The sequence below is a fragment of the Mesorhizobium opportunistum WSM2075 genome, from assembly GCF_000176035.2.
Classification (GTDB): domain Bacteria; phylum Pseudomonadota; class Alphaproteobacteria; order Rhizobiales; family Rhizobiaceae; genus Mesorhizobium; species Mesorhizobium opportunistum.
On sequence record NC_015675.1, the window covers coordinates 5,481,461 to 5,507,309 of the forward strand.

General features: G+C 63.5%; 25 protein-coding genes. 9 read left to right on the forward strand and 16 right to left on the reverse strand.

What is annotated here, in order from left to right; translation table 11 throughout:
* Positions 1-112: 112 nt before the first annotated feature.
* The 11 genes from MESOP_RS26535 to MESOP_RS26585 form a co-directional block, all read right to left on the reverse strand.
* Positions 113-787, reverse strand: coding sequence for a response regulator transcription factor (locus MESOP_RS26535; protein WP_041164341.1), 675 nt, complete (start codon positions 785-787; stop codon positions 113-115).
* 357 nt (positions 788-1,144) lie between these two features.
* Positions 1,145-2,695: a Do family serine endopeptidase gene (locus tag MESOP_RS26540; RefSeq protein ID WP_013896426.1), complete on the reverse strand. Its 1,551-nt coding sequence runs from the start codon at positions 2,693-2,695 to the stop codon at positions 1,145-1,147.
* A gap of 164 nt (positions 2,696-2,859) precedes the next feature.
* Complete coding sequence (locus tag MESOP_RS26545) at positions 2,860-3,327, reverse strand: cytochrome c-type biogenesis protein (RefSeq protein ID WP_013896427.1); 468 nt, start codon at positions 3,325-3,327, stop codon at positions 2,860-2,862.
* On the reverse strand, positions 3,324-5,309 hold the full coding sequence (locus tag MESOP_RS26550) for a heme lyase CcmF/NrfE family subunit (RefSeq protein WP_013896428.1): 1,986 nt from the start codon (positions 5,307-5,309) through the stop codon (positions 3,324-3,326). The genes MESOP_RS26545 and MESOP_RS26550 overlap by 4 nt, the downstream gene beginning before the upstream one ends.
* A 38-nt stretch (positions 5,310-5,347) precedes the next feature.
* Complete coding sequence (ccmE, locus tag MESOP_RS26555; RefSeq protein ID WP_013896429.1) at positions 5,348-5,791, reverse strand: cytochrome c maturation protein CcmE; 444 nt, start codon at positions 5,789-5,791, stop codon at positions 5,348-5,350.
* A 3-nt stretch (positions 5,792-5,794) separates the two neighbouring features.
* Positions 5,795-6,934 (reverse strand): c-type cytochrome biogenesis protein CcmI, encoded by a 1,140-nt coding sequence (gene ccmI, locus MESOP_RS26560; protein WP_041164342.1) that lies wholly within the window; start codon positions 6,932-6,934, stop codon positions 5,795-5,797.
* A 118-nt stretch (positions 6,935-7,052) separates the two neighbouring features.
* The gene (locus MESOP_RS26565) at positions 7,053-7,490 is read right to left on the reverse strand and encodes a hypothetical protein (RefSeq protein ID WP_041165023.1); all 438 of its coding nucleotides are present in this window, start codon (positions 7,488-7,490) and stop codon (positions 7,053-7,055) included.
* Positions 7,491-7,677: 187 nt separating this feature from the next.
* The gene (locus tag MESOP_RS26570) at positions 7,678-9,105 is read right to left on the reverse strand and encodes an ATP-binding protein (protein ID WP_013896432.1); all 1,428 of its coding nucleotides are present in this window, start codon (positions 9,103-9,105) and stop codon (positions 7,678-7,680) included.
* Positions 9,089-9,754, reverse strand: coding sequence for a response regulator transcription factor (locus MESOP_RS26575; protein WP_013896433.1), 666 nt, complete (start codon positions 9,752-9,754; stop codon positions 9,089-9,091). The genes MESOP_RS26570 and MESOP_RS26575 overlap by 17 nt, the downstream gene beginning before the upstream one ends.
* Positions 9,755-9,897: 143 nt before the next feature.
* Positions 9,898-10,197: a hypothetical protein gene (locus MESOP_RS26580; RefSeq protein ID WP_013896434.1), complete on the reverse strand. Its 300-nt coding sequence runs from the start codon at positions 10,195-10,197 to the stop codon at positions 9,898-9,900.
* 173 nt (positions 10,198-10,370) lie between these two features.
* Positions 10,371-10,778 carry a DUF3168 domain-containing protein gene (locus tag MESOP_RS26585; protein ID WP_013896435.1) on the reverse strand — a complete coding sequence of 136 codons (408 nt, stop codon included), beginning with the start codon at positions 10,776-10,778 and terminating at the stop codon, positions 10,371-10,373.
* A gap of 374 nt (positions 10,779-11,152) precedes the next feature.
* On the opposite strand from MESOP_RS26585, the gene MESOP_RS26590 reads away from it, so the two are divergent.
* The gene (locus MESOP_RS26590) at positions 11,153-11,941 is read left to right on the forward strand and encodes a 2-keto-4-pentenoate hydratase (protein ID WP_013896436.1); all 789 of its coding nucleotides are present in this window, start codon (positions 11,153-11,155) and stop codon (positions 11,939-11,941) included.
* 352 nt (positions 11,942-12,293) lie between these two features.
* A complete protein-coding gene (locus MESOP_RS26600) occupies positions 12,294-13,361 on the forward strand; it encodes a glycosyltransferase family 2 protein (RefSeq protein WP_013896437.1) in 1,068 nt (355 codons plus the stop codon).
* A gap of 33 nt (positions 13,362-13,394) precedes the next feature.
* Here MESOP_RS26600 and MESOP_RS26605 read toward each other — a convergent pair whose 3' ends face one another.
* The 5 genes from MESOP_RS26605 to MESOP_RS26625 all read right to left on the reverse strand — a co-directional run bounded on the left by MESOP_RS26605 (position 13,395) and on the right by MESOP_RS26625 (position 18,340).
* Positions 13,395-14,201: an ABC transporter permease gene (locus MESOP_RS26605; protein ID WP_013896438.1), complete on the reverse strand. Its 807-nt coding sequence runs from the start codon at positions 14,199-14,201 to the stop codon at positions 13,395-13,397.
* Complete coding sequence (locus tag MESOP_RS26610) at positions 14,201-15,034, reverse strand: ABC transporter permease (RefSeq protein ID WP_013896439.1); 834 nt, start codon at positions 15,032-15,034, stop codon at positions 14,201-14,203. Before MESOP_RS26610 ends, MESOP_RS26605 begins: the two co-directional genes overlap by 1 nt.
* 25 nt (positions 15,035-15,059) lie before the next feature.
* Complete coding sequence (locus MESOP_RS26615) at positions 15,060-16,175, reverse strand: ABC transporter substrate-binding protein (RefSeq protein ID WP_013896440.1); 1,116 nt, start codon at positions 16,173-16,175, stop codon at positions 15,060-15,062.
* A gap of 68 nt (positions 16,176-16,243) precedes the next feature.
* Positions 16,244-17,338, reverse strand: a complete 1,095-nt coding sequence (locus tag MESOP_RS26620) for an ABC transporter ATP-binding protein (RefSeq protein WP_013896441.1) — start codon at positions 17,336-17,338, stop codon at positions 16,244-16,246.
* A 105-nt stretch (positions 17,339-17,443) separates the two neighbouring features.
* A complete protein-coding gene (locus tag MESOP_RS26625) occupies positions 17,444-18,340 on the reverse strand; it encodes a LysR substrate-binding domain-containing protein (RefSeq protein ID WP_013896442.1) in 897 nt (298 codons plus the stop codon).
* A gap of 75 nt (positions 18,341-18,415) precedes the next feature.
* On the opposite strand from MESOP_RS26625, the gene MESOP_RS26630 reads away from it, so the two are divergent.
* The 7 genes from MESOP_RS26630 (at position 18,416) to MESOP_RS26660 (ending at position 25,823) form a co-directional block, all read left to right on the forward strand.
* Entirely contained in the window at positions 18,416-20,017 is a 1,602-nt protein-coding gene (locus MESOP_RS26630; RefSeq protein WP_013896443.1) for a zinc-binding metallopeptidase family protein, read from the forward strand.
* 21 nt (positions 20,018-20,038) lie between these two features.
* Positions 20,039-20,971 (forward strand): dimethylarginine dimethylaminohydrolase family protein, encoded by a 933-nt coding sequence (locus tag MESOP_RS26635; protein ID WP_013896444.1) that lies wholly within the window; start codon positions 20,039-20,041, stop codon positions 20,969-20,971.
* Between the two features lie 157 nt (positions 20,972-21,128).
* Positions 21,129-21,746, forward strand: coding sequence for a cupin domain-containing protein (locus MESOP_RS26640; RefSeq protein ID WP_013896445.1), 618 nt, complete (start codon positions 21,129-21,131; stop codon positions 21,744-21,746).
* Between the two features lie 133 nt (positions 21,747-21,879).
* The gene (locus MESOP_RS26645; RefSeq protein ID WP_013896446.1) at positions 21,880-22,821 is read left to right on the forward strand and encodes an ABC transporter substrate-binding protein; all 942 of its coding nucleotides are present in this window, start codon (positions 21,880-21,882) and stop codon (positions 22,819-22,821) included.
* Between the two features lie 95 nt (positions 22,822-22,916).
* Positions 22,917-23,717 carry an ATP-binding cassette domain-containing protein gene (locus tag MESOP_RS26650; protein ID WP_013896447.1) on the forward strand — a complete coding sequence of 267 codons (801 nt, stop codon included), beginning with the start codon at positions 22,917-22,919 and terminating at the stop codon, positions 23,715-23,717.
* Positions 23,714-24,733, forward strand: a complete 1,020-nt coding sequence (locus MESOP_RS26655) for an ABC transporter permease (protein ID WP_013896448.1) — start codon at positions 23,714-23,716, stop codon at positions 24,731-24,733. The genes MESOP_RS26650 and MESOP_RS26655 overlap by 4 nt, the downstream gene beginning before the upstream one ends.
* A gap of 1 nt (position 24,734) precedes the next feature.
* On the forward strand, positions 24,735-25,823 hold the full coding sequence (locus tag MESOP_RS26660) for a phosphotriesterase family protein (protein ID WP_013896449.1): 1,089 nt from the start codon (positions 24,735-24,737) through the stop codon (positions 25,821-25,823).
* The last annotated feature ends 26 nt before the right edge of the window (positions 25,824-25,849 follow it).

The following is a 25,849-nucleotide window of genomic DNA, read 5'->3' on the forward strand; positions in this document are numbered from 1 at the left end:
TGATGTTTGGTAGAGCCGTCATGCTGATCCAGCTCTTTGTTGGAGCATGATCTCTAGACAAACGGAAACCGTTCGTCCGAGAAAACCGGTGCCCACTTTTCGGGATCATACTCTAGCCGCTCTTCAGCATGTAGCCTGCGCCGCGAACCGTATGCAGGATGGGCTTGTCGAAGCCCTTCTCGATCTTGCCGCGCAGCCGCGAGACGTGGACGTCGATGACATTGGTCTGCGGATCGAAATGATAATCCCAGACGTTTTCGAGCAGCATGGTGCGCGTCACCACCTGGCCGGCATGGCGCATCAGATATTCGAGCAGCCGGAATTCGCGCGGCTGCAGCGTGATCTCGCGCGCCGCGCGGCGCACCGAATGCGACAGCCTGTCGAGTTCGAGGTCGCCCACCCGGTAGACGGTTTCGGCCTCCTTGGCACTGGCCCGGCGATTCAACACCTCGACGCGGGCCAGAAGTTCGGAGAAGGCATAAGGCTTGGTCAGATAATCGTCGCCGCCGGCGCGCAGACCGGTGACCCGGTCGTCGACCTCACCCAGCGCCGAGAGGATCAGCACCGGCGTGGTGTTGCCCCTCGAGCGAAGGCCGGCAATCACCGACAGGCCGTCACGGCGCGGCATCATCCGGTCGATAACCATCACGTCGTAGTCGCCGGTATCGGCAAGCGCGAAGCCGGTCTCGCCGTCGCCGGCGACATGCGCGGTATGACCAGCCTCGTTGAAGGCTTTCTGCAGATAATCCGCGGCCTCGCGATCATCTTCTATGACGAGAATCTTCATAGGCCCGTTATACGCGATTTCGCTGGAAGGTTGAGTAGCAGGCATCTGCATTCTAGCCTTTGCCAAAGCGCATCGCGATCAAGATGATCCCGAGCGTGCGCGATAAAATCTTGTTCCCTGGTGTCTTCATCGTGGACATGCCTGTTTTAGCGCATGTCGCTATACCGCGGTCACGGCATGTCCCCGCACCGGGCCGCAGGGAGCGCTTCTGGACAGCCTGTAAGATGTGCGGCAGCGGGCGATGGGAGGCCCGCTGCCGCTGGAGGAGAGCACGATGACTGACTAACGTACCCGGCTCCATGCTTCCCCATGCGGCGGTTCGGGGGTGTTTGACACCGCCGCATCGGAAAAGTCGTTTCAGCCCTTGGCGACCGGCAAGGCGACGAAGCGGTTGTTGTCGTCACGCGTGATCTGCATCAGCACGGCCTTGCGTCCGGACTTCACCGCTTCGGTCATCGCCTTGGTGACGTCCTCGGTGCCGTTGACTTCGGTCGAGTTGACCGCGGTGATGACGTCGCCCGGCTGGATGCCGCGATCGGCGGCATCGCTGTCGGGATCGACGTCGGTCACCACGAGACCCTTGCCGTTTTCGGACTTGGTGACGGTGAGGCCGAGATCGGCCAGCGTGTCGGGCTTTGCCGGAGCCGCGGGCTGCTGTTGCTGGTCGTTCGAGGCCTGCTTGTCGCTGGCGGGCAGCTTGCCGAGATCGACCTTGACCGTCTGGCTCTTGCCATCGCGCCAGACGGTGACGTCGACCGGCTTGCCCGGCGAATAGGCGCCGATCAGGCGGGCGAGTTCCTTTGGCGACGCAACGTCCTTGCCGTCGACCTGGGTGATCACGTCGCCAGCGGTGATGCCGGCCTTCTTGCCCGGGCCGTCGTCCTGGGCGCTGGACACCAAGGCCCCGTTGTTGGACTTCAGGCCGAGCGATTCGGCGATGTCCGAGGTGACCGGCTGAATTTCGACACCGAGCCAGCCGCGCTGCACGGCACCGTTCTTCATCAGGTCGCCAACAACCTGCCTGGCGGTCGAGGCCGGGATGTCGAAGGCGATGCCGACGCTGCCGCCCGACGGCGAGAAGATCGCCGTGTTGATGCCGACCACTTGGCCGTTGAGATTGAAGGTCGGGCCACCCGAATTGCCGCGGTTGACCGAGGCATCGATCTGAAGGAAATCGTCATAGGGGCCAGCGCCGATGTCACGGCCGCGAGCCGACACGATGCCGGCGGTGACGGTGCCACCGAGACCGAACGGATTGCCGACGGCCACGACCCAGTCGCCGACACGAACCTTCGAATCATCGGCGAAATCGACATAGGTGAATTTGCCGCCACCGTCGACCTTGAGCACGGCGAGATCGGTGCGCGGATCGGTGCCGACCAGCTTGGCGTCGAGCTCCTTGCCGTCATTGGTCACAACCGTGAAGGCGGTGCCCTCTTCGACGACGTGATTGTTGGTGACGAGGTAGCCGTCTTCGGAAATGAAGAAGCCGGAACCCTGCGCCACTGGGCGCGGCTGGCCGTTGTTGCGGTCGCGGTGACCGAAGCGACGGTGACCTTCGTCGTTTTGACCGCCTTGGTCGCCAAAGCCTCGGAATTCCTTGAAGAAGCGGCGCAGCTGCGGATTGTTGGGAAGATTGTCGAGACCGTCCTGATCGTCGGAGCCGTCATCGGCGGTCGGCTGGATCTTGGCCTTGACCTTGACGCTGACGACGGCTGGGGAAACGCGCTCCACGACATCGGCGAAGCTTGGAACCTGCGGCGCTTCCACGCGCACCGCGTCGGCCAGGACGGGGCTGGTTCCGCTGGTCAGCGCGCCTACGCCGATCGCACCGGCAACCGCGACGGACGCGGCGGCAGCCAAGAGACGCTTGCGGGTGCGGGAGTATGAATTGGGGGCAATATTCATGGATCTCTTATCCTCTTTTCAAAGGGACGCGCCTTGATCGCATCCTCAGGAAAGGAGAATTAGAACGGCGCACATTACAACGCCATTTCCGACGCATGAAACTTTGGTAATGTTGGCGGCCGACCTGTCTGTCGGAAGACCCCACCCTTCACGCTATTTCGCAGTTAGTCCCGGCGCAGGATCGCGTCCAGCGCCGCCTGTTCATCGGCGGAGAGGGATTTTGTCGCCAGTTGCCGGCGCGAACGGGCGTTGAAGGCGATAAAGATGCCGCCTGCCAGAAGCAGAATGACGGGCGTGCCCCAAAGCAGCGCGTTGCGCAGGTCGAAGCGCGGCTTCAAAAGCACGAACTCGCCATAGCGCGAAACCACATAGTCCATCACCTGCTGGTCGGTATCGCCGGCGACGAGGCGCTGGCGCACCAGGATGCGCAGGTCGCGGGCCAGATCGGCATCGGATTCGTCGATCGACTGGTTCTGGCAGACCATGCAGCGCAGGCCTTCCGACAGCGCCCGGGCTCGCGCCTCCAGCGCCGGATCGGCCAGCATCTCGTCAGGCTTCACCGCTTGCGCCGCACCGGCGAAGAGCAGCGCCAGCAGCAGGACAATCGACGTCAGCGAGAACCTTGTCTTCATGGCAGGCCCGCTGGCGCCACCGCCGTCTTGCGGCGCCGCGAGGGTGCTCCGACCCGCAAGCGCCTGTCCATCAGCGACATGGCCGCGCCCGCCATCATCATCAGGCCGCCGCCCCAGATCAGCGTCACCAGCGGCTTCCACCACAAGCGCACCACGACGGAGCCATCCTTGCCTTCGTCACCGAGCGAAATGTAGAGCTGGGAAAGACCAAGGGTCTTGATGCCGGATTCCGTCGTCGTCGTCTGCCGCACCGGAAAGAAGCGCTTGGCCGAGCTGATTTCGCCGATGGGACTGCCGCTGACACCGATCAGCTCGAAGCGGCCGCGATCTTCGCTGTAGTTGGGGCCCTGGGCCGGATAGAGCCCGACGAAACGCAGCGTGTGGCCGGACAATTCCACCGTCTCGCCGGCATGCATCGACAGGATTTTCTCGGTACCGAAGCAAAGCGTGCCGACAATGCCCAGCGTGGTCAGGCCAAGGCCGAGATGGGCGAAAGCCGTGCCGAAGACCGAGCGCGGCAAGCCAAGCAGGCGCCGGACCATGTTCCCCGTCGTGACATTGCCGAACCCCGCCTTGACGGCGATGTCGGTGAGCGCACCAAGGATCAGCCAGACGGCAAGTCCGACCCCAATGGCCGCCAATACCGAAGCGCCGTCGATGAACAGAGTGGTGACCAGTGCCGTCAGGAGGGCACCCGCGAATGCCACCATCAGGCGCTGCGCGACCGCGAAGACATCGCCGCGTTTCCAGGCTAGCAGCGGCCCAAAGGGAACCATCACCAGCAGGGGTACCATCAGTGGCGCGAAGGTCAGGTTGAAGAATGGTGCTCCGACCGAAATCTTGTCCGAGGAAAAGGCTTCGACCACCAGCGGATAGAGGGTGCCAACGAGCACGGTGGCGGTCGCCGTCGTCAGGAACAGATTGTTGAGGACGAGCGCGCCTTCGCGCGAAATCGGATGGAACAGGCCGCCGGCCGTCAGCTTCGAGGCGCGCAACGCAAACAGCGACAGCGAGCCGCCGATGAACAGCGTCAATATGCACAGGATGAAGATGCCGCGCGTCGGATCGGTGGCGAAGGCATGGACGGAGGTCAGGACGCCCGAGCGCACCAGGAAGGTGCCGAGCAGCGACAGCGAGAAGGTGAGGATGGCAAGCAGCAGCGTCCAGATCTTCAAGGCCGAACGCTTTTCCATGACGATGGCCGAATGGAGCAGCGCGGTGCCTGCCAGCCACGGCATGAAGGAGGCGTTCTCGACCGGATCCCAGAACCAGAAGCCGCCCCAGCCGAGTTCGTAGTAGGCCCAGTACGATCCCATGGCGATGCCGCCAGTCAGGAACATCCAGGCGACCAGCGTCCATGGCCGCACCCAGCGCGCCCAGGAGGCATCGATACGACCTTCGATGAGGGCCGCGACCGAGAAGGAAAAGCAGATCGAGAAACCGACGTAACCGAGATAGAGCAGCGGCGGGTGAATGGCGAGGCCGAGATCCTGCAGGACCGGGTTGAGATCGCGGCCCTCGATCGGCGCCGGATTGAGCCGGATGAACGGATTGGACGTCGCCAGGATGAACAGGAAGAAGGTAGCGCCGATGGCGCCCTGCACGGCCAGGACATTGGCCCGCAGCGTTGCCGGCAGGTTGGAGCCGAAAGCGGCGACAAGCGCGCCGAAAAAGGTCAGGATCAGCACCCAGAGCAGCATCGAGCCTTCGTGGTTGCCCCAGGTTCCGGTGATCTTGTAGATCAGCGGCTGCAACGAATGCGAGTTTTCCCAGACGCTCGCCACCGAGAAGTCGGAATTCGCATAAGCGCTGGCCAGCGCGACGAAAGACAGTGCCGTCAACGCAAAACCGGTCACCGCGACCGGGCCACCGACAGCCATCAGGCGCTGGTTGTTCAGGCGCGCGCCAAACAGCGGCACGATCGTCTGCACCAGCGAAAGCGCGAATGCCAGGACCAGGGCGAAATGTCCGGTCTCAACCATGACTGTACCTGTAATTCACCGTTGCTCTCCTGCCAGAGCTATTCACTCTTGCTCTCCTGCCAGACGCCCTTGGCCTTCAGGCCGTCGGCCACTTCCTTGGGCATGTAGCGCTCGTCGTGCTTGGCCAGCACGCTGTCGGCGACAAAGACGCCGTCCGGGCCGAAGGTGCCCTCGGTGATGACGCCCTGTTCTTCGCGGAAAAGGTCCGGCAGGATGCCGGTGTAAGTGACCTTGACCGATTTATGCGTGTCTGTGACCGAAAAGGCGACGGTCGCGCCCTGCCCGCGCTCGATGGTGCCCTTCTCGACCAGCCCTCCCAGCCTGATGCGCTGTCCGGGCTGGACGCTGGCTGTGGCCAGATCGGCCGGCATGTAGAAATAGGACGCCTTCTGACCGAGCGCGTAGAAGGTCAGTCCGGTGGCGGCGCCCAGGAAAGCCAGTCCGCCCACGATGACCGACAATCGTTTCTGCTTGCGCGTCATGCTCTACTCCGTCGCCGCCAGGCCGAGCGAGGCGGCAAAGGTGGTGAATTTCTTCGCTTCGTCACTGTCGGCCCCAAAAACGGCAATGGCGCGATGAAGAGCATCGCGCGCCTCATCGGCCTTGCCCAGCACAACGTAGGAACGAACGAGCCGCATCCATCCTTCCGCGTCACGCGGATTTTGCCGCAGTTTGTCGTCGAGACCCGCGACCATGGTGTTGATCATGGCTTCGCGGTCCTGCAGCGACATGGAGGACGCGGCGTCGACATCGGCGGCATCGGGCCCTTTCGCGGCCGCGCCGGAAGCGACTTCGGGGTTGCCGGATTTGGCCAATGCCTGCTCGATGGCGCCGCGCCACGGTGAACCCGGCGGCAGCGTGCCGAGCATCGCCTGCCAGGAGGCAACCGCTTCCTTGGTTCGCCCCTCCTGCGCCAACGCCACCGCCAGATAGAAACTGGCCTTCGCATTGGCCGGATCGAGTTTCAGCGCCGCCTCGAAGGCATCCTGGGCATCGGCCGAAACAATGCCGCCTGCCGCACCGGCGATCGCCTCACCAAGGCCGGCCTGACGGACGGCACTGTTGCCGTCGAGACGAATGGCGTTGCGGTAGGCGGCGGCCGCGTCGGAGAAGCGCTGCATGCGTAGATAGACCGGGGCCAGCACATCCCACCCCCGGCCGTCGGAAGGATTGGCGGCAAGGTGAGCTTCCGCCCGCGCGACCAACTCGTCGACCGAGCTGTCGGCCGGGTTCTTGGCCAACCGCTCGCTGAGCGGCTGTGACGGCAGGTCGGGCGAACCGAGCTGGCTGTAAAGCCCCCAGCTGACCAACGGCACCGCCAGCACCGCGACGGTCGCGACAAGTCTTGACATGGCCGACGCCAGCCTGGCCGATGCCTTGCCGGCCGGATCCGCATTGTCGAGGCGCAGGATGCGGCGCGCGATCTCGGCGCGTGCCTCGGCCGCTTCCGCCGGCTGGATCAGGCCCCGCGCGGCGTCGCGGTCAAGCTCGGACAGTTGATCGCGATAGACTTCCAGATCGTGGTCGCCGCTCGATGCGGCACCTTTCGAGCCGGCAGCCAACGGCAACAGCACCGCCAGGCTCGCGCCCAGCGTCAGGATTGCGGCTATGACCCAGAACAGCATGGCTCTTCCAATAAAGGCAGAGACTTGCCCTGCCAACATGTCCATCCTGCGACGCTTTGACGGCGGACGCTCCTGACGTCCTTGATCGACGTCAAGCGACTAGCTCCCAACCGGGATATCAGGTCAGCGGCGTCCAGCTGCCGTCGGTGTTGCGGCAAGCGGTTCCGCGGGCGGTGACGCCGGCTCCGCCGGTGAACACTGTCTGCGTGTACTGGCGGCAGTCCTGTGAACCGACGCGATAGGGCTGGGCCGGCACCACCTCGCCATAGCGCGAGGCCTGGTCGCCTTTCCACGTCACCTTCTGGCCGCTTGTCGTATATTCGAGCGCCTTGTATTCGGCCTCGAGCGCATTGCGCTTCTCCGTTGCGCTGAGACTGCTGCCGATCGAACCGCCAATCAGGCCACCGCCCATCGCGGATATGATCGAGGTGGTGACCTTGCCGCCCGAAGGAGGCGTCGAGGCCGGTGTCGGCGCGACGGTGGGGCCCTTGCCGCTCAAGGTAGTGCAGCCGGAGACGGCCAGCAATGCGGAAACAAGCGCGACGCGAATCTTCATGCCAACAACCGGTTTTCTTGAGTTGGAGCCTGCCATGGATGCGCCTGGGGCCGCGTCATCGGAGAAGTGGGCGTCGCCATAGTATTGATATTTGTCGGAAATTTGGCCATTGCCGGCCGCTCCGGGACCAATCGATATGCCGCCATAACATGTGCCGTCCATCGGTGTCGATTGGCGCTGGGAAACGTCACTGAAGGCTCCGCAACCGCACCACCGCCTTCAATCCGCCCATGCCGGACCGTTCGAGCGCGAGAACGCCTCCATACTCGTTGACGAGGTCGGCGACAATGGCAAGCCCCAGACCTGTGCCCGGTTTCGTCTCGTCCAGGCGTCTTCCGCGCTTCAGCGCGTCGCGCGCTCTGTCCTCGGGAATGCCGGGGCCGTCATCGTCGATGCTGATCTCGAACAGATGATCATCCTTGCCGACCAAGGGTGCGACCGAGACCGACACCGCGCTCCTTGCCCATTTCATCGCATTTTCAAGAAGATTGCCGAGCAGTTCCTCGAGATCCTCGCGCTCGCCGGCAAAAACGATCTCGGATGCCGGCAGCGTCAGCGACAGGCTTGTCTGCGGATTGAGCTTCTGCAAGACCCGCACCATGCGCTGGGCCAGCGGCGCCACCGGTGTACGGTAGACGACGCTGTCGCGCTGCGCCGCGACGCGAGCACGCTGCAGGTAGTGATCGACCTGCTTCTGCATGGAGGCAGCCTGTTCGGCGATCAACTGCCCCTTTGGGCCGCCGAGCGCGCGGCCCTCGTTGAGCAGCACCGCGAGCGGCGTTTTCAGCGAATGGGCGAGATTGCCGACCTGGGTTCGCGACCGCTCGACGATGCGTTTGTTGTTTTCGATCAATGCGTTGGTTTCGTTGGCTAACGGTTCGATCTCGGCTGGAAAGCGGCCGTCGAGCCGCTGCGCGGTGCCCTCGCGCACCATGGCGAGCGCGTTCCTGACCCGGCGCAGCGGCTGCAGGCCAAGCAGGATAGCGATAGCGTTGATGGCGATCATGCCGATGCCGAACAGGCCGAGATAGGTCAGCAGGCGGCGCTGGAAGGTTCCGATTTCCTGTTCGAGTTCGCTCTGGTTGCCCATGACGCGGAAACGCGCGGCACGGTTCTTGGCGTCGAGGACGAATTCGCTCTCGAACACTTCGAGTTGCTCGCCGTCGATACCCTCGGCCGAATAGCTGCGCTGGAAGCTGGCATTGAAAGGCACTTCAGCGACGCTTGGCGACGGGATGGTCCTGGTCATCGAAGAGGAGTGGAGGTCGCCATGCACGCCTTCCGAGGCCGGTTCCACCGACCAGTACCAGCCCGAATTGGGCTCGGAGAAGCGGAGGTCGCCGAGGTCGGGGGCGCCGGTGAGCGCTCCGGTATCGGAAATGCCGATGGAGCCGATCAGATTGAACAGATGCGCCGAAAGCAGGCTGTCGAAGCCGCGTTCGCTGGCCTGACGGTACAGCGTGGTGATCAGGGTGAAGATGACGACCAGGGTCAGGATCGCCCAGACCGTGGAGAAGGCGATGACGCGGAACGTCAGCGAGCGCGGCCACAAACGCAGCGCAAGCGGCGTCCTTGCGATTGGTTTGAGCGGTTCCGAGTTACGCCTCCGGCTCACGCATGCGGTAGCCCATGCCGCGCACGGTTTCGATCATGTCGATGCCCATCTTCTTGCGCAGCCGCCCGACAAAGACCTCGATGGTGTTGGAATCGCGGTCGAAATCCTGGTCGTAGAGATGCTCGACCAGTTCGGTTCGCGAGACCACATCGCCCATGTGGTGCATCAGGTAGGCGAGCAGGCGGAATTCGTGCGAGGTCAGCTTCAGTGGCACACCGTCGACATCGGCCTTCGACGCCTTGGTGTCGAGACGCAGCGGCCCGCAGGTGAGTTCGGACGAAGCGTGGCCGGCGGCCCGGCGGATAAGCGCCCTGACCCTGGCAAGCACTTCCTCGATATGGAACGGCTTGGTGACATAGTCGTCGGCGCCGGCATCGATGCCGGAAACCTTGTCGCTCCAGCGGTCGCGCGCCGTCAGGATCAGCACCGGCATCTTGCGGCCGCCGCGGCGCCAGCGCTCGACCACGCTGATGCCGTCCATCTGCGGCAGGCCGATGTCGAGCACGACGGCGTCGTAAGGCTCGGTGTCGCCGAGGAAATGGCCTTCCTCGCCGTCGAAGGCACGGTCGACGACATAGCCGGCATCGACCAGCGCGTCGGCTATCTGGCGGTTGAGATCCTTGTCATCCTCGACGACGAGTACGCGCATGCGGAGATCGATACCTGTTGAAGAGCTTTTTTGGACTGAAGACTTGGTCAGATCGAAGGGTTGGGGTCGGATTAAAGGTTGGGGTCAGATATAGGCCGATTCCGGCGGCCTGGGAAACGAGGCCCGTAAGATGAAAGATCCGGTCAGTTCTGCGGCACGACGATCTCGGAACGGCGCGGACGCTGCCCGTCCTTGCCGGGCACCAGCACGACGATGACGCAGACCGGCTGGCCGCCGCGCGTCGACTGCGAGGCCTTGGCCAGCGTTCCGCCATTCTGCTGGGCAACCTGTTGACCAATCGCATAGCAGTCGGACGCGGCCAGAACGATCGGGCTGGCCTGACCGGGGGCAATGACCGGCATCGCCACCGCCTGCGACGCAAACAGCCCGGCAGCACATAGCGCCAGTGTCGCGGTTCGGAAATGGGAGCGGAGCGTTTTCATGACCAGCGTTGTAACGCATCGGTGCTGAACGTGAAATGAACGGTGATCGAAGCACAAAACATGTCCGCTACACCCCTGAAAACACAGATGACCAATCGTGATTTCGACGCCCCAACCCGACGAAATCCGGGAAATGGCAGTCTAGACTCCGTTTCGGTCATATTGAAAGCGCGTCAGGCATTTTCCTGCGTCAGGGCGCGAAACCGCAGCAGCCCGTGATGCACCAGGAGCTCCTCGTCGTAGCGGGCTTCGGTGAACTCGAGCGACAGCCGCGTCTGTCCGCGAGGACCGATGACCAGCACCGCGTCGTCAAGGCGTGCCTTGATGGCGTCCATGATGGCAAGCGTTTCGGCTTCGCCCTGGGCTTTCGACCAGACATGCAGCGTGATCAGCTGATCGTCATTGTTCTCGACGCCGGTATCCCAGTCGAAGGCACTGGTCTGACCGCAGGTCACGTAGGGAAAAGCGGCATTGTCGGCCGCCCGTTCCAGCAGCCCGGCACCGCCCAGCAACGCCGACAGGGATGCGTCGCCCTTCAGTCTCAAAAAAAGTGCCTGCTGCAAATCGCCGGGCGCGGTCATCGTCCTTTTCCTCAAGCCTTGCGCCACCGACATCGGCTTTCGCAAGCCTGTCCGTCTGCATGTTCTGCCAGATATAAACGTTCGCGACGCGAAGACGATGGCGATTCGTCATCAGAATGATGAACGCCGATGATCTCGAAAATACGACCTGCCGATACCCCGTTCGGCCGATGTCGCGCAACCTAACGATGAAATAGCCAAGCGCAACCGCGATGGGATGACATGCCTGGCAGCGGAGCGTGAACGTGGACTCTCGATTCCCGGTCACCTATCCTTGCCCCGTATGGACGGCCCACGGGATGGAACGTCCTTGCTCGCTTTGATCCGTGAAGCGACGATGGCAGGGCATTTTCCCCTAATTTCCGGAGTTGATGATGCTCGATCCAGAAAAGACCAGGGCCGCTTCCATGTTGTTGGTAGGTCATTGGGACCGGGGCACCCGTCTCGACGCCATACCACGGGAGTTACGGCCAGAAACGCGGATCGAAGGGTACGCCATCCAGTCGCATGTCATGGGTCGTTCGGCCGCTCCGCTTTTCGGCTGGAAGATCGCGGCAACCAGCCTGGCCGGACAAAGGCATATCAACGTCGACGGCCCGATGGCCGGCCGTCTCCTCGCCGAGAAGGCTGTCGAGGTTGGCGGGACCGTTTCCCTGGCGACGAGCAAGATGTGCGTGGCCGAGATCGAATTCGCTTTCCGCTTCGGCCGGCAATTGCCGCCGCGTCCGGCACCCTATGAAATCGCTGAGGTGGTGGATGCCGTGGCGGCCTTGCACCCGGCGATCGAAATACCGGACTCACGCTATGACGATTTCTGCGCCGTTGGAGCGCCGCAGCTCATAGCCGACAACGCCTGCGCCAATCTGTTTGTCATCGGCGAGGCGGTGGAAGACGATTGGCGCGACGTGGATCTCGCGAAGCACCCGGTGGTCGGTTTCGTCTCCGGAAAGTCGCAGCACAACGGATCGGGAGCAGCCGTGTTGGGCGACCCTCGCATTGCGCTGACATGGATCGTCAACGAACTGTCGGGCCTAGGCATAGCACTGGAGCCGGGACAGGTGGTGATCACCGGCACCTGCGTGACGCCGATCGGCGTCGAGGCCGGCGACGAGGTCACCGGCGACCTGGGCAGGTTCGGCCGCGTTTCCGTGCGGTTTGTCTAGTCCGTCCGACGGCCACGCGTTCACATGCCAATTTTCAGACGGCGGGCTTGTTCCAGCCGCATTTGAAAGCCAGCATCGGCCGTGCCTTCAAGGCGTCCGCTTCGGTCCACTGCGATCGAACGCGACGCCATTTTCGTCGAGCTTGGTCTATGACCGGAGCGTCGATGCTTTGCGAGCCGGCCACACACTTGACCCAGTCGGCCACCGCGATCCTCGAAGGCGATAGCGGCTTTGCATGAAGTCGCAAAAGAGAGACGTGATCCGTCTCCCGACGGATCGGCGCGAGCTTGAAGAGGAGCCAGCCCACGGGCGGGTTTTGCCAAAATCAACCTAAGACGCGAGGTCGAATGCGATGCAGTCCACCGCCCACAAAATCCCGGTATCCATTATTATCCCGAACTACAATTACGCGCATTTCCTTGAACGTAGCATCGACAGCGCCCTGGAGCAGGACCACGACGACGTCGAAGTCATCGTCGTCGACGATGCATCGCAGGACAATTCCACGGCCATCATGGAATCCTACGGCGACAGGATCCTTGCTTGTCCGAGACGAAAGAATGGCGGGCATGCGGCTGCCTTCAATACCGGCTTTGCCGCCAGTTCGGGCAGAATCATCCTCTTCCTCGACGCCGATGATTATCTTTATCCGGGGGCCGTCTCCAGGATCGTCGACACCTGGGACGCGGCAACTGCCCAGGTGCAATCCAGACTGCACATTGTCGATGAGCGGCAACACATCAAGGACGTCTTTCCGCCGCCGGAACTGCCCTTCGACAGCGGTGATGTCGTGCCGAAACTGCTGCACAAGGGGCGCTACCAGACGACCGTGACCAGCGGGCTGGCCTTCGACCGGACGACCCTGGAATCGATCATGCCGATTCCGGAACCGGATTTCCGTCAGGGCGCCGACGGCTATCTTGCGACGCTGGCGCCACTCCATGGCCACGTCCAGTCCATCGATGAATGTGTCGGGGCTTACCGTATCCACGGCGCCAACCATTCGGTTTTCGGTGAAAAGCTCGCCGAGCGGGCGCGCTGGCGGGTGGAGCACGATTTCCACCGCATGGAGGCGCTGTCGGACCAGGCATCGCAGGTAGGCCTGACCGTCGTGCCGGCAGACGTTGTTCGCCATGATCCGGTCCATCTGGAAGAACGGCTGGCGTCGCTCTGCGCGGATAGGCACCGGCACCCCGTCGCCGATGATTCCCGGCTGGCGCTCGCGGCGGCGGGGGCTGTCGCCAGCCTCGAAATGTCGGCGTCCCTGCGGCGCCGCGCCGTGCTTGCCGGCTGGTTCCTGTCGGTCGGCATGCTGCCGCGGCAAATGGCCATGGCGGTGCTGTCGTGGAAGCTCGACGCATCGTCCCGGCCGAGATTCCTTACCAACCTGTCCAGCACGATCCGCCGCGCGATGGGGTAGCCGAAGCGCTTGGAGGATGATCACCGACCGTGGTCAGGGCCTGCCGCGCAACCGGACCACGAAGCTGCGCACCGCCAGCACCAGCACGGTGATGATGATCAGGATCACCGAGAGGGCGGCGATGGCTGGATCGATGTTGTCGCGCAGGCCCATCCACATCAGCCTTGGCAGGGTGATGGCGTTGACCGAGGTGATGAACAGCGTGACGCCGATCTCTTCCCAGGACAGCACGAAGGACAGCAGTGCCGCGGTGACGATGCCGAACTTGATGTTTGGCATGATGACGCGGGTGGCGCGCTCCCACACCAAGGCGCCGAGGCCGCGCGCGGCAAGGTCGATGCGCCGGTCGAGCTGGCTGAGCGAGACCAGGATCAGCACCGTGGCGAAAGGCACCGTCATCACCGAATGCGCCATGGCGACGCCAAGCCAGGTATCGTATCCGAAGAAGGAGCTGACGCCGGAGATCGAGGTGAGCAGGAAATAGAGCGTCACCGCCGAGACCACCGGCGGCACCACCATCGGCAGCAGCACGAAGCCGACGAGGGCCGCGGTGAAACGCGGCTGGAACATCCACACGCCGAGGCTGAAGCAGAGCGCCAGCACCGTGGAAATCGCGCTGCTGACGATGCCGATCCTGATCGACAGCAGGATCGACTGAAGCCAGCGCGGATCCTCGATCAGCGAACGATAGTGGCGCAGCGACAGTTCGCCCGACGGCATCGCCAGCATGCGGCTCGGCGTCAGTGACACCGGGATGACGGCGAGCAGCGGCAAAAGCAGGAACAGCGCCACCAGCACGGCCAGGATCAGCGAGACGGGTCCGGGGCGATAGGTCGGCATCAGATCAGCTGCTTCGGTCTGACATAGCGGAACAGAAGCGCCATCAGCGCGCCGACGAACAGCACCAGCACGACGCTGATCGCCGCACCCAGCCCCCAATCCGGACTCTGGAAGATACGGAGATAGATCAGTTCGGCGATCATCACGCTGCGGCCGCCACCGAGGATCGCCGGCGTGACGAAGAAGCCAAGCGAGAAGACGAACACGATCATCGCCGAGCCGATGATGCCGGAGCGGGTCATCGGCACGAACACAGTCCAGAAAGTGCGCATGCGGCTGGAGCCGAGCCCGCGTGCCGCCAGCAGCACCCGGTCGTCGAGGCTGCGCATGGCCGAGGCGAGCGGAAAGACGGCGAACGGAATGAGAAAATGCGTCATGCCGACGATGACGCCGAACTCGTTGCGCACCAGGGCCAGCGGTTCGGAGATGAAGCCGATCGCCTGCAGCCAGGTGTTGATCAGGCCGCGATTGGACAAAAGCGCCACCCAGCCGAAGGCGCGGGTCAGCACCGAGATCCAGAACGGCACCAGGATGCAGAATTCGGCGACAAGGCGCTGCGCCGGCGTTCCGCGCACCCAGACGACGGTGATGGCGTAGGCGGCGGCAACCGAGACGACCGTGACGATGGCCGCGATGCGCAATGTGCGGATGAACACCGACTGCACCAGATCGTCGGTGAGCAGTGCCTTATACTGGCCGAGCCCCGGCGTCGGCAGCGTGAAGCTCCACTTGACGACACCGAGGAACGGCCATGCATAGGCGAGGACAAGAAATAGGAGCAGCGGCGCCATCAACAGCGCCGCGCCCATCCTGTCGGAGAGATATGCTCTCATCTGGACCCGATGATCCCGGCCCTGGTCAAGCCGAGATGATCTTGGTGTATTCGTCGAGCGCCGGCCCGTAGTTCTTGGCGTACCAGTCCATGTCGAGCGGGATCTGCTTCTTCATGTTCTCGGGATCGACCGGGTTGATGCGCTTCTTGTCGGCGGGGATCAGTGCATCGGCGGCCGGATTGGCCGGGCCCTGCCCCAGCTTGTCGAACATGACGAGCTGCTTTTGCGGATCCTGCGCGCTGGCGATGAACTTCATCGCCGCGTCCTTGCCGCCGGGGTTGTTCTTGAGCACGGCAAGGGCACCGGGCGAGATCAGGCCCTGGTCCCAGATGAACTTGATCTTGCCGCCCGAGTCCTGCTCGATCAGCGAGGCGCGGGTCGACCAGACGATGGCCATCGAGGCCTCGCCATTAAGCAGCACGCTCTGGCTCTCGGCGCCGCCGCCCCAATAGGCGACGACGTTCTCCTTGAAGGCGGCGATCTTGTCATGCGCGCGCTTGAGGTCGAGCGGGTAGAGCGAGGCCGGCGCGATGCCGTCCGCCAGCAGTGCGGCTTCCCAGCTCGAAACGCCCCATTTGTAGAGCGAGCGCTTGCCGGGGAACTTCTTCACATCGAAGAAGTCGGCCATGCCGGTCGGTGCGTCCTTGCCGTATTTCTCGGAATCATAGGCGATGACGTAGGAGAAGAAATAGGTCGAGGCGGCATACTCCCAGCCGAAGCCCGGCCGCATCTTCTTCTTGTCGACGACGTTGTAGTCGATCGGCTCCAGCGCGCCCTGGGCGCCGAGCGTGATGGCCGAGAACGGATCGACGTCGACGAGGTCCCAGGTCGGGGCGCCGCTCTTGGCCTGCGCGGCGATCGCGCCTTCGGTCGGGCCGGAGCCGTCCATCTTGACGGTGATGCCGGTGTCCTTGGTGAAAGCCTGGCCGTAGGCGGCGTCGTAAGCCGTGATGGCGTCGCCACCCCAGTTCACCAGAACCAGTTCCTTGGCCTGTGCAAAGGCACCGGTCGAACGCAAAAGCATCGGCGTGCCGGCGAGCACGAGTGCTGCCAGCTGCGTGAACTGGCGGCGCGAAATCTCGCCGCGACCTGCCCTGGCGGACAGGGTCTCGATGGCTTGTTTCTTGGTATCGTTTGTCATGTCAGTTCCCCTTTTTTGTCGTTGATCATTCCCGGAAGCCTGCGTGTCCCATCGGTCCACGCCGGCGGTCATTGTCCTCCTTCCGGAAGGAGGAAACCCTTTTCCGCAGGCCAGGTCAGCCAGACGGAATTGCCTTTGCTCAGCGCCGCGGCCGCGACCTCGTTGGGCACCGAGACGGTCACCCTGGCGCCCTGCCGCGTCGTGAGGTCGAGCTTGGTCGCCGCACCCAGATAGGTCGAGGCGGTGGCGGTCGCGGCAATGCCGTTCTCGCCGGCGGCGGCCTCGCCAGCGATCGACATATATTCGGGGCGGATTGCCAGGATTGCATCGCCACGGACTTTCTCGGCCTTGCAATGCATGCTGACCGCGCGATCCTCGCAAACGCCCGTCGAGCCATTGCCGGCGGGCTTGACCCCTTTCAGCGGCAGCATGTTGATCTCCCCGAGGAACTCGGCGACGAAGCGGTTGTCCGGCCGGTCGTAGACCTCGTCCGGCGCGCCGACCTGCAGCAATTTGCCGTGGTTGAAGATGGCGACGCGCGACGACAGCGCCAGCGCCTCGCTCTGGTCGTGGGTGACGAAGACGAAAGTGGTGCCGGTTTCCAGATGCAGGCGCTTCATCTCGGCCTGCATCTGTCCGCGCAGGCTCTTGTCCAGCGCCGAGAACGGCTCGTCGAGCAGGAGCACGCCTGGTTCGAACACCAGTGCGCGAGCCAGCGCCACGCGCTGCTGCTGGCCGCCGGAGAGCTGCGACGGCAGTTTCTTCTCGTGGCCAACCAGGCCGACACGTTCGATCATCTCGCCGACACGACGCTTGATCTCGGAGGCCGATTTCTTGCGGACCTTGAGCGGGAAAGCGATGTTGGCCTCGACGCTCATATGCGGGAACAACGCATAGCCCTGGAACACCATGCCGGCGGCGCGCTGCTCGGCCGGACGGTCGGTGATGTCGGTGCCATCGCTCAGGAGGCGGCCCTCGGTCGGCTGCACGAAGCCGGCGAGGATCATCAGGAAGGTGGTCTTGCCCGAACCGGAGGGGCCAAGCAGGGTCAGGAACTCGCCGCGGCCGATATTGAGCGTCAGATCGTCCAACGCACGGAACGAGCCGAAGCTCTTGCCGATCCCGATTGCCTTGATCTCTGCGGCCCGGCCGGGTTGCTGCATCCTGCCTTCTTCCTCAGTCCCAAGAGGAAATCGTAGGCAGGCCGGCGGCTCACCGCAACCGAATAGTTTTCGCCTGATCGGCAAATTTGATTCATCTATGGTCGGTCAATATGGCCTGACCGGGTTCTCCGAGAGCTTCGATCTCAGCCAGCCCCCGAACGCCTCCAGCACCGGATGGCTTGTTTTCGCGTGCTCGGAGACCAGGTAATAGGAACGCGGCGACTTGATCGCGATGTCGAACGGCCTGACCAGCCGGCCTTCGCTCAAGGCCCGCCGGCTGGTCAGTTCGTCACCCATCGCAATGCCCTGGCCGGCGATCGCCGCCGAGAAGACGAGGTTCATGTCCGAAAAGAAGATGCCGCCCTCGGTGTCGGGATTTTCCACCTTGGACAGCGCCAGCCAGCGCGCCCAATCCTCGGTGTCGTCAAGGTGAAGCAGATTGGCGCGCAGCACGTCCGCGGGCCGAGAAAAGCCGCCGACCTTGTTGAGCAGCGTCGGACTGCAGAGTGGCGTGAACGAGATTTCACAGAGCGGCTCGACGGCTCGGTTCGGCCAGTTGCCGACACCGAAAGCGATGAAGGCATCGGCGTCGGCATTGCTGACGTCGTCGAGCCGCCTGGGGGTCAGGATGCGCAGCGCCACGTCAGGGTACATCTGCCGGAACTCGCCGATATGGGTGCATAAAAACAACGAGGCGAAGCCCGGCGTGCAGGAGACGGCGAACGAGCCGCCGACGCCCGTGCCGGCATCGCGCGTCACCGCATCGCCAAGCACCGTCAGCGCCTTGCGCACGTCGCTGGCATAGCGCTGGCCGCGAGGCGTCAGTGCCACGCCCTTGCCGATGCGCTCCAGCAGGTCGAAGCCGAGGTCGCGTTCGAGCAGGCGCAGTTGATGACTCACCGCGCTGCGGGTGAGGTGCAGTTCATCGGCAGCGCGCCAGACGCTGCCATGACGGGCGAAACTGTCGAGGGCGCGCAGCGCCTGTGTCGAGGGAATTCTCAAGAGGTGAACCGAATTTGCACGAACCGGAAAAACATATCACTTTTTGGCGAGCCGCTTCACTGCTTTCTTTGACGCATGGACAAACCGGTGACGACATCAGCGCAGGAGACCGCGCTTGCCTGCCTCGACGGCATCCAGCCGTCGCTGTCGCAGTGGACGCGCACCATCTTCGATTTCGGCGAGACCGCATGGCGCGAATACCAGTCGGCCGCCTGGTATGTCGCGCGGCTGAAGCATGAGTGCTTTTCCGTCGAGGAAGGCTCGGGCGGCATGCCGACCGCGTTCTGCGCCCACTGGACGAATGGCGCCGGGCCGACGATCGGCCTTTATGCCGAATATGACGCGGTGCCCGGCAATTGCCAGGACGCGGTGACGGTGAAGCAGTCGCGGCCCGGCCTTGGCTTCGAGGCCGCGGGCCACACCGATCCGCATTCAGGGCTCGGCATGGCGAGCCTCGGCGGCCTGCTTGCGGTCAAGGCTGCCATGCAGCGGCACGGCATTGCCGGCACGTTGCGCTTCACCGGCGAACCCGCGGAGAAGGTGCGCGGCTCGAAGCCGATCCACGCGGCCAAGGGCTATTATGACGGCCTTGCCGGCATGATTTCCTTCCATCCCTTCTACATGCTGCCGCTCTGCAACACGGCGCGCTGGGACACGCATTGCGGTGCGGCCTATTCGATGATCTACCGCTTCGTCTGCGACGAACCCGAAAATTGGGTTCGCGCAGGCGATGGTGCACCGATCCCGCAGGCGCATTCGGCGGTGCGGGCGCCCGGCGCCAACGACGCGCTGATGACGATGTACATGACATCCAAGGCGCTGCGCGATTCCATGCTGCCGCACCAGGGCGGTTGGTCGATCAGCGAGGCGATCCTGACCGCCGGCCAGGCGACCGCCGACAATCTGCCGGCGGGCCTGGCCGAGATCCAATACATGATCCGCGTGCCGACCATTGCCATGGCCGAACAGGTCACTGCCGTGCTCGATCGCAATGCCACGGCCGCCGCCGCGATCAGCGGCTGTCGATTCGAGCGTCACTGGGTATCGAAATCGCGGCCGGGGCTTGCCAACCACGCCATGGCCGAGATCGCCTATGCCGCGCTGTCGACGATCGGGCCGCCGCACTGGGACGAGGCCGCCAGAGCGGTCGCGCGCGAAATCCAGGTCAATGCCGGGGGTACCGCGACCGAGAACCCGTTCATCGACGAGCTGGAACGACTGATCGACCCCAGGCAGGCCGAGGAAATCCTGCGCCGTGACCTGCCGCCGTCGCAGCTGAATTCGACCTCCGACGACTACACCGACATGAGCTGGCATGCGCCGACGGCGAGGTTCTATGTCGCCCGTCCGGCGTTGCGTTCGGCAAGCGGCCAGCCCTACCCGGGCTGGGTGATGAACGCGCTTGGCGGCATTACCGCGACGATCGATCCGATGGTCATCTGTGCGGCCAAGACGGTCGCGCTGGCGGCGCTGCGCTTGCTGGAGGACAAAACCGCCCGCGATGCGGCGATGGACGAGTTCGTCACCCGCACCGGCGGCGGCATCGGCGGTGCGAACTGGATCGCGCCGCTCTGCGACTACGACCCGCCGATCCATTTCCGCTGGCCCGAATATGTCACCACCGCGCGCGGCCGCGACTGGTGGATACCGAGCGGTCAACCCAACCAAACCGCATGATCAAAGCACGAGGAGAACCCCATGACCGTCCATGATCGCATCGTCGCCGAACCGTTCTCGCTGCAGCGCCGCAACCCGGCCGGCGGCACCAAGCCGCTGACCGTCTGGGGCTTCGCCAACGAAACCGACGTCTTGACCGACGTCCTGCTTGGCTCGCCGAATTTCCTGCGCCATCTGTCGACCAGTTCGCTGTCGCGCAAGCATCTGCGCGAGGCGCCCTGCAACGTCCAGATCGCGCAGGCGCAGCACAAGGACCTGGTCGCCGCCTATGAGCATTTCGGCGTCAGCATCCATTGGCACGAGCCGACGCCGGAACTGCCGATGCAGGTCTACTCGCGCGATTCCAGCGTGATGACGCCCTATGGCGCCATTATCACCGCCATGGCCAACTGGTGGCGGCGCGGCGAAAACTACGCCGCCATCCGCACCTACGAGAAACTCGGCATCCCGATCTACGATATGGTCACGGCGGGCACGTTCGAGGGTGGCGACTTCAACGTCATCGAGGACGGCGTGGTGCTGATCGGCTGCGGTGGCGCCCGCACGCAGGAGGAAGGCGCGCGCCAGGTGCAGGCCTGGTTCGAAAAGGAAGGCTGGGAGACACGCATCGCCTTCATCGACGAGTATTATGTCCATATCGACCTGATGGTGGTGCCGATCGCCGAGAAGCTCACTGCCGTCTGCCTCGCCTGCACCGAGCCCGGCATCGTCGACTGGCTGAAAGGCAAGGGCCACGAGATCATCGACGTGCCGTTCCAGGACACGATGGCACTCGGCTGCAACTTCATGTCGCTCGGCAAGGACCGGGTCATCGCGCCGACCTCCAGCCAAACGCTGATCGGCCAGCTCAAGGCGCGCGGCTTCGAGGTCGCGGCAGTCGACATGAGCGAGATCTCCAAGACCGGCGGCGGCATCCACTGCATGGCGCAGGCGCTGAAACGCGAAGCGGCCTGAGACCGCGCGCTCGCCAGTATCGGGAAGGCGGGCGCTTCGTTTGCCCTGGACGGGTCCATGATGCCGATCCGACGCGTTGTCCATGATCACAGGATGGACAACGCTTCGGATCAGTTTTACGAGTCGGCCCAACCAGCGGAGATGTTCGCCTCCCCCAATGAACAAGATCGATACCCACAACAGCAAGGGCAGTGACGAGCGCTCGACAGCCACCAGCCTCTCACGGCTTGGCACGAGGCTGAAGCTCTCCCGGCAGACACGGGGCCTGACCCTGAAGGCGCTCGCCACCTCCGCCAACTGCTCCGAGAGCCTGCTTTCCAAGGTCGAGAACGGCAAGGTCTCGCCCTCGCTTCCCATGCTCCACCGGCTTGTCGAGGTGCTCGGCACGAACATTGGCTGGATGTTCGAGGAGTCCGATGGCGAGGAAGGCATCGTCTTTCGAGCTGGAGCGCGGCCGTTGATCGCGCTCGATCCGCTCCGGCGCGGCGAAGGCATTTCGCTCGAGCGAGTCATCCCCTATTCGCCGGGCCATCTCCTGCAGTGCAATATCCATCATATCGAGGCGGGCGGTGAAAGCGCCGGCCCGATCCAGCATGCCGGCGAGGAAGTCGGCTATCTCCTGGAAGGCGCCATCGAACTGATGGTCGGTGAGAAGACGTTTCGCCTGTCCGCCGGAGATTCCTTCGTCTTCAATTCGGAACTCCCCCATTGGTACCGCAATGTCGGCGACGAACGCGCCAGCATTTTCTGGGTGAACACGCCCGCGACATTCTGACAGGCGGTCTCCCTTTGCCGACGCTAATTCAAGTCACTTGACAAGAAATCAAGTATCTTGAATTATGCCCATGCGCTCAGGCGCCATGTGAGCCCGATCAAGGGCCTTTTTCGCAAAACCAAGGGGAACCGGAATGCGTCTTACAAAGATCCTTTCAGGCTGCGCCGCGGCCATCGCCATGACCTTCGCGCTTGGTTCTGGCTCCGCCATGGCCGAGACCTATGCACTCGTCACCATCAACCAGCAGGCTCTTTTCTTCAACCAGATCAATGACGGTGCGACAGCCGCGGCGAAGGCCGCCGGCGTCGATCTCGTCATCTTCAACGCCAACAACGTGCCGAGCGCGCAGAACGACGCGATCGAGAACTACATCACCCAGAAGGTCGACGGCATCATTCTCGTCGCCATCGATGTCAACGGTGTGAAACCGGCGATCACCGCGGCCAAGGCCGCCGGCATTCCGGTCATTGCCATCGACGCGCAGATCCCGAATGGCGACAATGTCGCCTTCGTTGGTGTCGACAACACCAAGGCGGGCGAGGATATCGGCAAATTCTACGCCGACTACGTCAAGACCAAGATGAATGGAACCGCCAAGATCGGCGTTGTCGGCGCGCTCAATTCCTTCATCCAGAACCAGCGCCTCGACGGTTTCAAGAAGGCCGTCGCCGACAGCGGCCAGAAGGTCACCTTCCTCGATACGGTCGACGGTCAGAACGTGCAGGACGTCGCCCTTTCCGCCTCTGAAAACCTGATGACCGCCAATGCAGACATGACGACGCTTTATGCGACCGGCGAGCCGGCGCTGCTCGGTGCGGTTTCCGCCGTCACCAGCCAGGGCCGCACCGGCGACGTCAAGGTGTTCGGATGGGACCTGACCAAATCGGCGGTGCAAGGTCTCGAGGAAGGCTGGGTGGTCGCCGTCGTCCAGCAGGATCCGGCTGGCGAAGGCAAGGCCGCCATCGAGGCCTTCGGCAAGCTCAAGAAGGGCGAGAAGATCGATCCGATCATCAATGTTCCGATCACCATCGTGACCAAGGAAAATGTCGGCCAGTTCAAGGACATGTTCAAGTAGTATCCTCCCCGGACCACCGGGCCGCGCATCGACCTGATGGTTGCCCGCGCGGCCCGGCGACCGATTGAACGTGTCGTCCTTCGAGAACTGGAACCATGATGAGCGATGGCGAGACCTACCGCGTCAGGATGACCGGTATTTCCAAACGATACGGCCCCATCCAGACGCTGGATGATGTTTCACTAACCTTGAAGCCCGGCGAGGTGCTCGGCCTGGTCGGCGACAACGGCGCCGGCAAATCCACGCTGAGCAAGGTCTTGTCCGGCGCGGTCATTCCCGATTCCGGCAGCATCGAGATCGACGGCAACGCCGTGTCCTTTTCCTCGCCGGCCGATGCCCGCGCCGCTCGGGTGGAGATGGTCTACCAGGACCTTTCGCTCTGCGACACGGTGGATGTGGCGGGCAATCTCTTTCTCGGCCGCGAACCGCGCCGCCACGTTCTTGGCGTCCCCTTTCTCGACAACAGGCGCATGCATGGCGAGACGCGCGAGATGCTCGACCGGCTCGGCATCGTCATCGCCGATACCAGGCTCAAGGTCGAAAACCTCTCCGGCGGCCAGCGGCAGTCGATCGCCATCGGCCGTGCCGCCTCCTTCGACCCGTCGGTGCTGATCATGGACGAACCGACTGCGGCCCTCGCGGTGGCGGAAGTCGAGGCGGTCCTGGAACTCATCCGCGCCGTCAGCGCCCGTGGCGTCAGCGTCATCCTCATCACCCATCGGCTGCAGGATCTGTTCCTGGTCTGCGACCGCATCCAGGTCATGTACGAGGGCCGCAATGTCGCCGAACGCAAGATCGGCGACACCAGCATCGAGGAGGTCGTCAACCTGATCGTCGGCCGGAAATTCAGTGCGCGGTCGGCGCGTGCCAGCCGCGATGAGGGGGTACAGCCATGAACGCCACCTCGCCGTCCGCCGAGATTGGCGTTTCGCCGCCCAAGCGCGCCCACAAGGGAACGTGGAAGGATGTGGCGATAGCCAATGGCAGCGTCGTCTCCATCGCGCTGTTCTTCATCGTCGTCTGCGTGATCTTCTCGCTGGTCACCGGTTCCTTCCTGACGACGCCCAATCTGCTCAACATCGTGCGCCAGTCGGCGCCGCTGCTGATCGTCGCGGCGGCGATGACCTTCGTCATAACCACCGGTGGCATCGATCTCTCGGTCGGTTCGGTGCTGGCGCTGACGGCAACGCTCTCGGCCGTTGCCCTCCAAGCTGGCCTGCCGTGGCCGCTGGTCGTCGTCGCCATGCTGGCGCTTGGAGCGGCGATCGGCGCCCTGCAGGGCTTCTTCATAGCCTATGAGCGCATACCGGCCTTCATCGTCACGCTTGCCGGCCTTTCCGTCATCCGCGGCGTGGCGCTGCTGATCACCGGCGGCTACTCGATCCCGGTCGAACCGAGCAGTTTCTTCGTCAACATCGGCAGGGCCTGGTTTCTCGGCGTGCCGGTGCCGGCGCTGCTCGCCCTTCTCGTCCTGATCGTCGCCTATCTCGCCTTCAACCAGACGCCGTTCGGCCGCTATGTCACCGGCATCGGGGCCAATGCCGAAGCCGTGCGCCGCGCCGGTGTCGACACGCGCTTCATGATCCTCTTCGTCTACATTCTGTCAGGCATGGCGGCGGCGGTCGCCGGTGTCATTCTGGCGGCCCGGCTCGGATCCGGCTCATCGAATTCCGGCCAGGGTTTCGAGCTCGATGTCATCGCCGCCGTGGTGCTTGGCGGCACCAGCCTGTTCGGCGGGCGCGGCACGATCATCGGCACCATACTCGGCGCGCTGACCGTCGCGGTCATCGGCAACGGCCTGATCCTGGCACATATGTCGCCGTTCCTGACACCGATCGTTACCGGCACAATCATTCTCGTTGCCATCTGGCTGAATTTCCGGCTGTTCAAGGGCGCAACGCGGAGCCGCTGACATGGATCATCTGTTCGACGACACGCCAAGGCAAAGGGCGCCGATCGGTGTTCGCTCCGGCACCGTGATGACCGTTACCGGCCCGGTCGCGATCGCCGACATGGGTGTGACGCTGATGCATGAGCATATCCTGCTCGATGGCTCGACATCCTGGAAATGCCCTTGTCATCCCGACGAGAAGAAGATCGCCGAGCAGCCGGTCAGCATGGAGATCATCGGCGAGCTGCGGATGAACCCCTACATGAACCGCGACAATGTCTCGCTCGACGACAGCGACCTGGCGCTTTCGGAACTGGCCAAGTACAGGGCGCTCGGCGGCCATACCGTCGTCGATGCGACCAATATCGGCATCGGCCGCGATCCGGTGAAGCTGGCGCGCATCGCCCGCAGTTCCGGATTGCGGATCGTCATGGGCACGGGCTTCTACCTGCAGCACACCCACCCCGACTGGCTGAAGGCGATGGACGTCGACGATGTCACCGAATTCCTCGTCAACGATGTCGGCGGCGGGGCGGTGCAGCCCGAGATCATGGCCGGCATCATCGGCGAGGTCGGCGTCAGCAAGGATTTCACCGACGAAGAACGCAAGTCGCTGCGGGCCTCGGCGCGCGCCTCCAGGATAACCGGCGTGCCGCTGACTATCCACCTGCCCGGCTGGGAACGGCTGGCGCATGACGTGCTCGACGTCGTCGAGGCGGAAGGCGCCGATCTCAGGCACACGGTGCTCTGCCATATGAACCCCAGCCACAACGATCTCGCCTACCAGAGAAGCCTCGCCGCGCGCGGCGCCTTCCTGGAATACGACATGATCGGCATGGACTTCTATTATGCGGACCAGGATGCGCAGTCGCCTTCGGATGAGCAGAATGCGCAGGCAATCCGCTCGCTGATCGACATGGGCCTGGTCGATCGGCTTCTTCTGTCGCAGGACGTGTTTTTGAAGATCATGCTGACACGCTTTGGCGGCTTCGGCTACGGCTTCCTCCTCAAGCATTTCGTGCCGAGACTGAAACGCCATGGCGTCGACCAGTCGGCCATCGACCGCATGCTCATCGACAATCCAAAGACCGTGTTCGCCGAAGGCCCCTGAGCCCGCGGATCAACACAATCAAGGGA

What these genes read in the sequence shown, in the direction of transcription:
- MESOP_RS26535 (WP_041164341.1), bottom strand. Translation starts at nt 787, where the DNA reads ATGAAGATTCTCGTCATAGAAGATGATCGCGAGGCCGCGGATTATCTG.
- MESOP_RS26540 (WP_013896426.1), bottom strand. Translation starts at nt 2,695, where the DNA reads ATGAATATTGCCCCCAATTCATACTCCCGCACCCGCAAGCGTCTCTTG.
- MESOP_RS26545 (WP_013896427.1), bottom strand. Translation starts at nt 3,327, where the DNA reads ATGAAGACAAGGTTCTCGCTGACGTCGATTGTCCTGCTGCTGGCGCTG.
- MESOP_RS26550 (WP_013896428.1), bottom strand. Translation starts at nt 5,309, where the DNA reads ATGGTTGAGACCGGACATTTCGCCCTGGTCCTGGCATTCGCGCTTTCG.
- ccmE (WP_013896429.1), bottom strand. Translation starts at nt 5,791, where the DNA reads ATGACGCGCAAGCAGAAACGATTGTCGGTCATCGTGGGCGGACTGGCT.
- ccmI (WP_041164342.1), bottom strand. Translation starts at nt 6,934, where the DNA reads ATGCTGTTCTGGGTCATAGCCGCAATCCTGACGCTGGGCGCGAGCCTG.
- MESOP_RS26565 (WP_041165023.1), bottom strand. Translation starts at nt 7,490, where the DNA reads ATGAAGATTCGCGTCGCGCTTGTTTCCGCATTGCTGGCCGTCTCCGGC.
- MESOP_RS26575 (WP_013896433.1), bottom strand. Translation starts at nt 9,754, where the DNA reads ATGCGCGTACTCGTCGTCGAGGATGACAAGGATCTCAACCGCCAGATA.
- MESOP_RS26580 (WP_013896434.1), bottom strand. Translation starts at nt 10,197, where the DNA reads ATGAAAACGCTCCGCTCCCATTTCCGAACCGCGACACTGGCGCTATGT.
- MESOP_RS26585 (WP_013896435.1), bottom strand. Translation starts at nt 10,778, where the DNA reads ATGACCGCGCCCGGCGATTTGCAGCAGGCACTTTTTTTGAGACTGAAG.
- MESOP_RS26590 (WP_013896436.1), top strand. Translation starts at nt 11,153, where the DNA reads ATGCTCGATCCAGAAAAGACCAGGGCCGCTTCCATGTTGTTGGTAGGT.
- MESOP_RS26600 (WP_013896437.1), top strand. Translation starts at nt 12,294, where the DNA reads ATGCAGTCCACCGCCCACAAAATCCCGGTATCCATTATTATCCCGAAC.
- MESOP_RS26605 (WP_013896438.1), bottom strand. Translation starts at nt 14,201, where the DNA reads ATGCCGACCTATCGCCCCGGACCCGTCTCGCTGATCCTGGCCGTGCTG.
- MESOP_RS26610 (WP_013896439.1), bottom strand. Translation starts at nt 15,034, where the DNA reads ATGAGAGCATATCTCTCCGACAGGATGGGCGCGGCGCTGTTGATGGCG.
- MESOP_RS26615 (WP_013896440.1), bottom strand. Translation starts at nt 16,175, where the DNA reads ATGACAAACGATACCAAGAAACAAGCCATCGAGACCCTGTCCGCCAGG.
- MESOP_RS26620 (WP_013896441.1), bottom strand. Translation starts at nt 17,338, where the DNA reads ATGCAGCAACCCGGCCGGGCCGCAGAGATCAAGGCAATCGGGATCGGC.
- MESOP_RS26630 (WP_013896443.1), top strand. Translation starts at nt 18,416, where the DNA reads ATGGACAAACCGGTGACGACATCAGCGCAGGAGACCGCGCTTGCCTGC.
- MESOP_RS26635 (WP_013896444.1), top strand. Translation starts at nt 20,039, where the DNA reads ATGACCGTCCATGATCGCATCGTCGCCGAACCGTTCTCGCTGCAGCGC.
- MESOP_RS26640 (WP_013896445.1), top strand. Translation starts at nt 21,129, where the DNA reads ATGAACAAGATCGATACCCACAACAGCAAGGGCAGTGACGAGCGCTCG.
- MESOP_RS26645 (WP_013896446.1), top strand. Translation starts at nt 21,880, where the DNA reads ATGCGTCTTACAAAGATCCTTTCAGGCTGCGCCGCGGCCATCGCCATG.
- MESOP_RS26650 (WP_013896447.1), top strand. Translation starts at nt 22,917, where the DNA reads ATGATGAGCGATGGCGAGACCTACCGCGTCAGGATGACCGGTATTTCC.
- MESOP_RS26655 (WP_013896448.1), top strand. Translation starts at nt 23,714, where the DNA reads ATGAACGCCACCTCGCCGTCCGCCGAGATTGGCGTTTCGCCGCCCAAG.
- MESOP_RS26660 (WP_013896449.1), top strand. Translation starts at nt 24,735, where the DNA reads ATGGATCATCTGTTCGACGACACGCCAAGGCAAAGGGCGCCGATCGGT.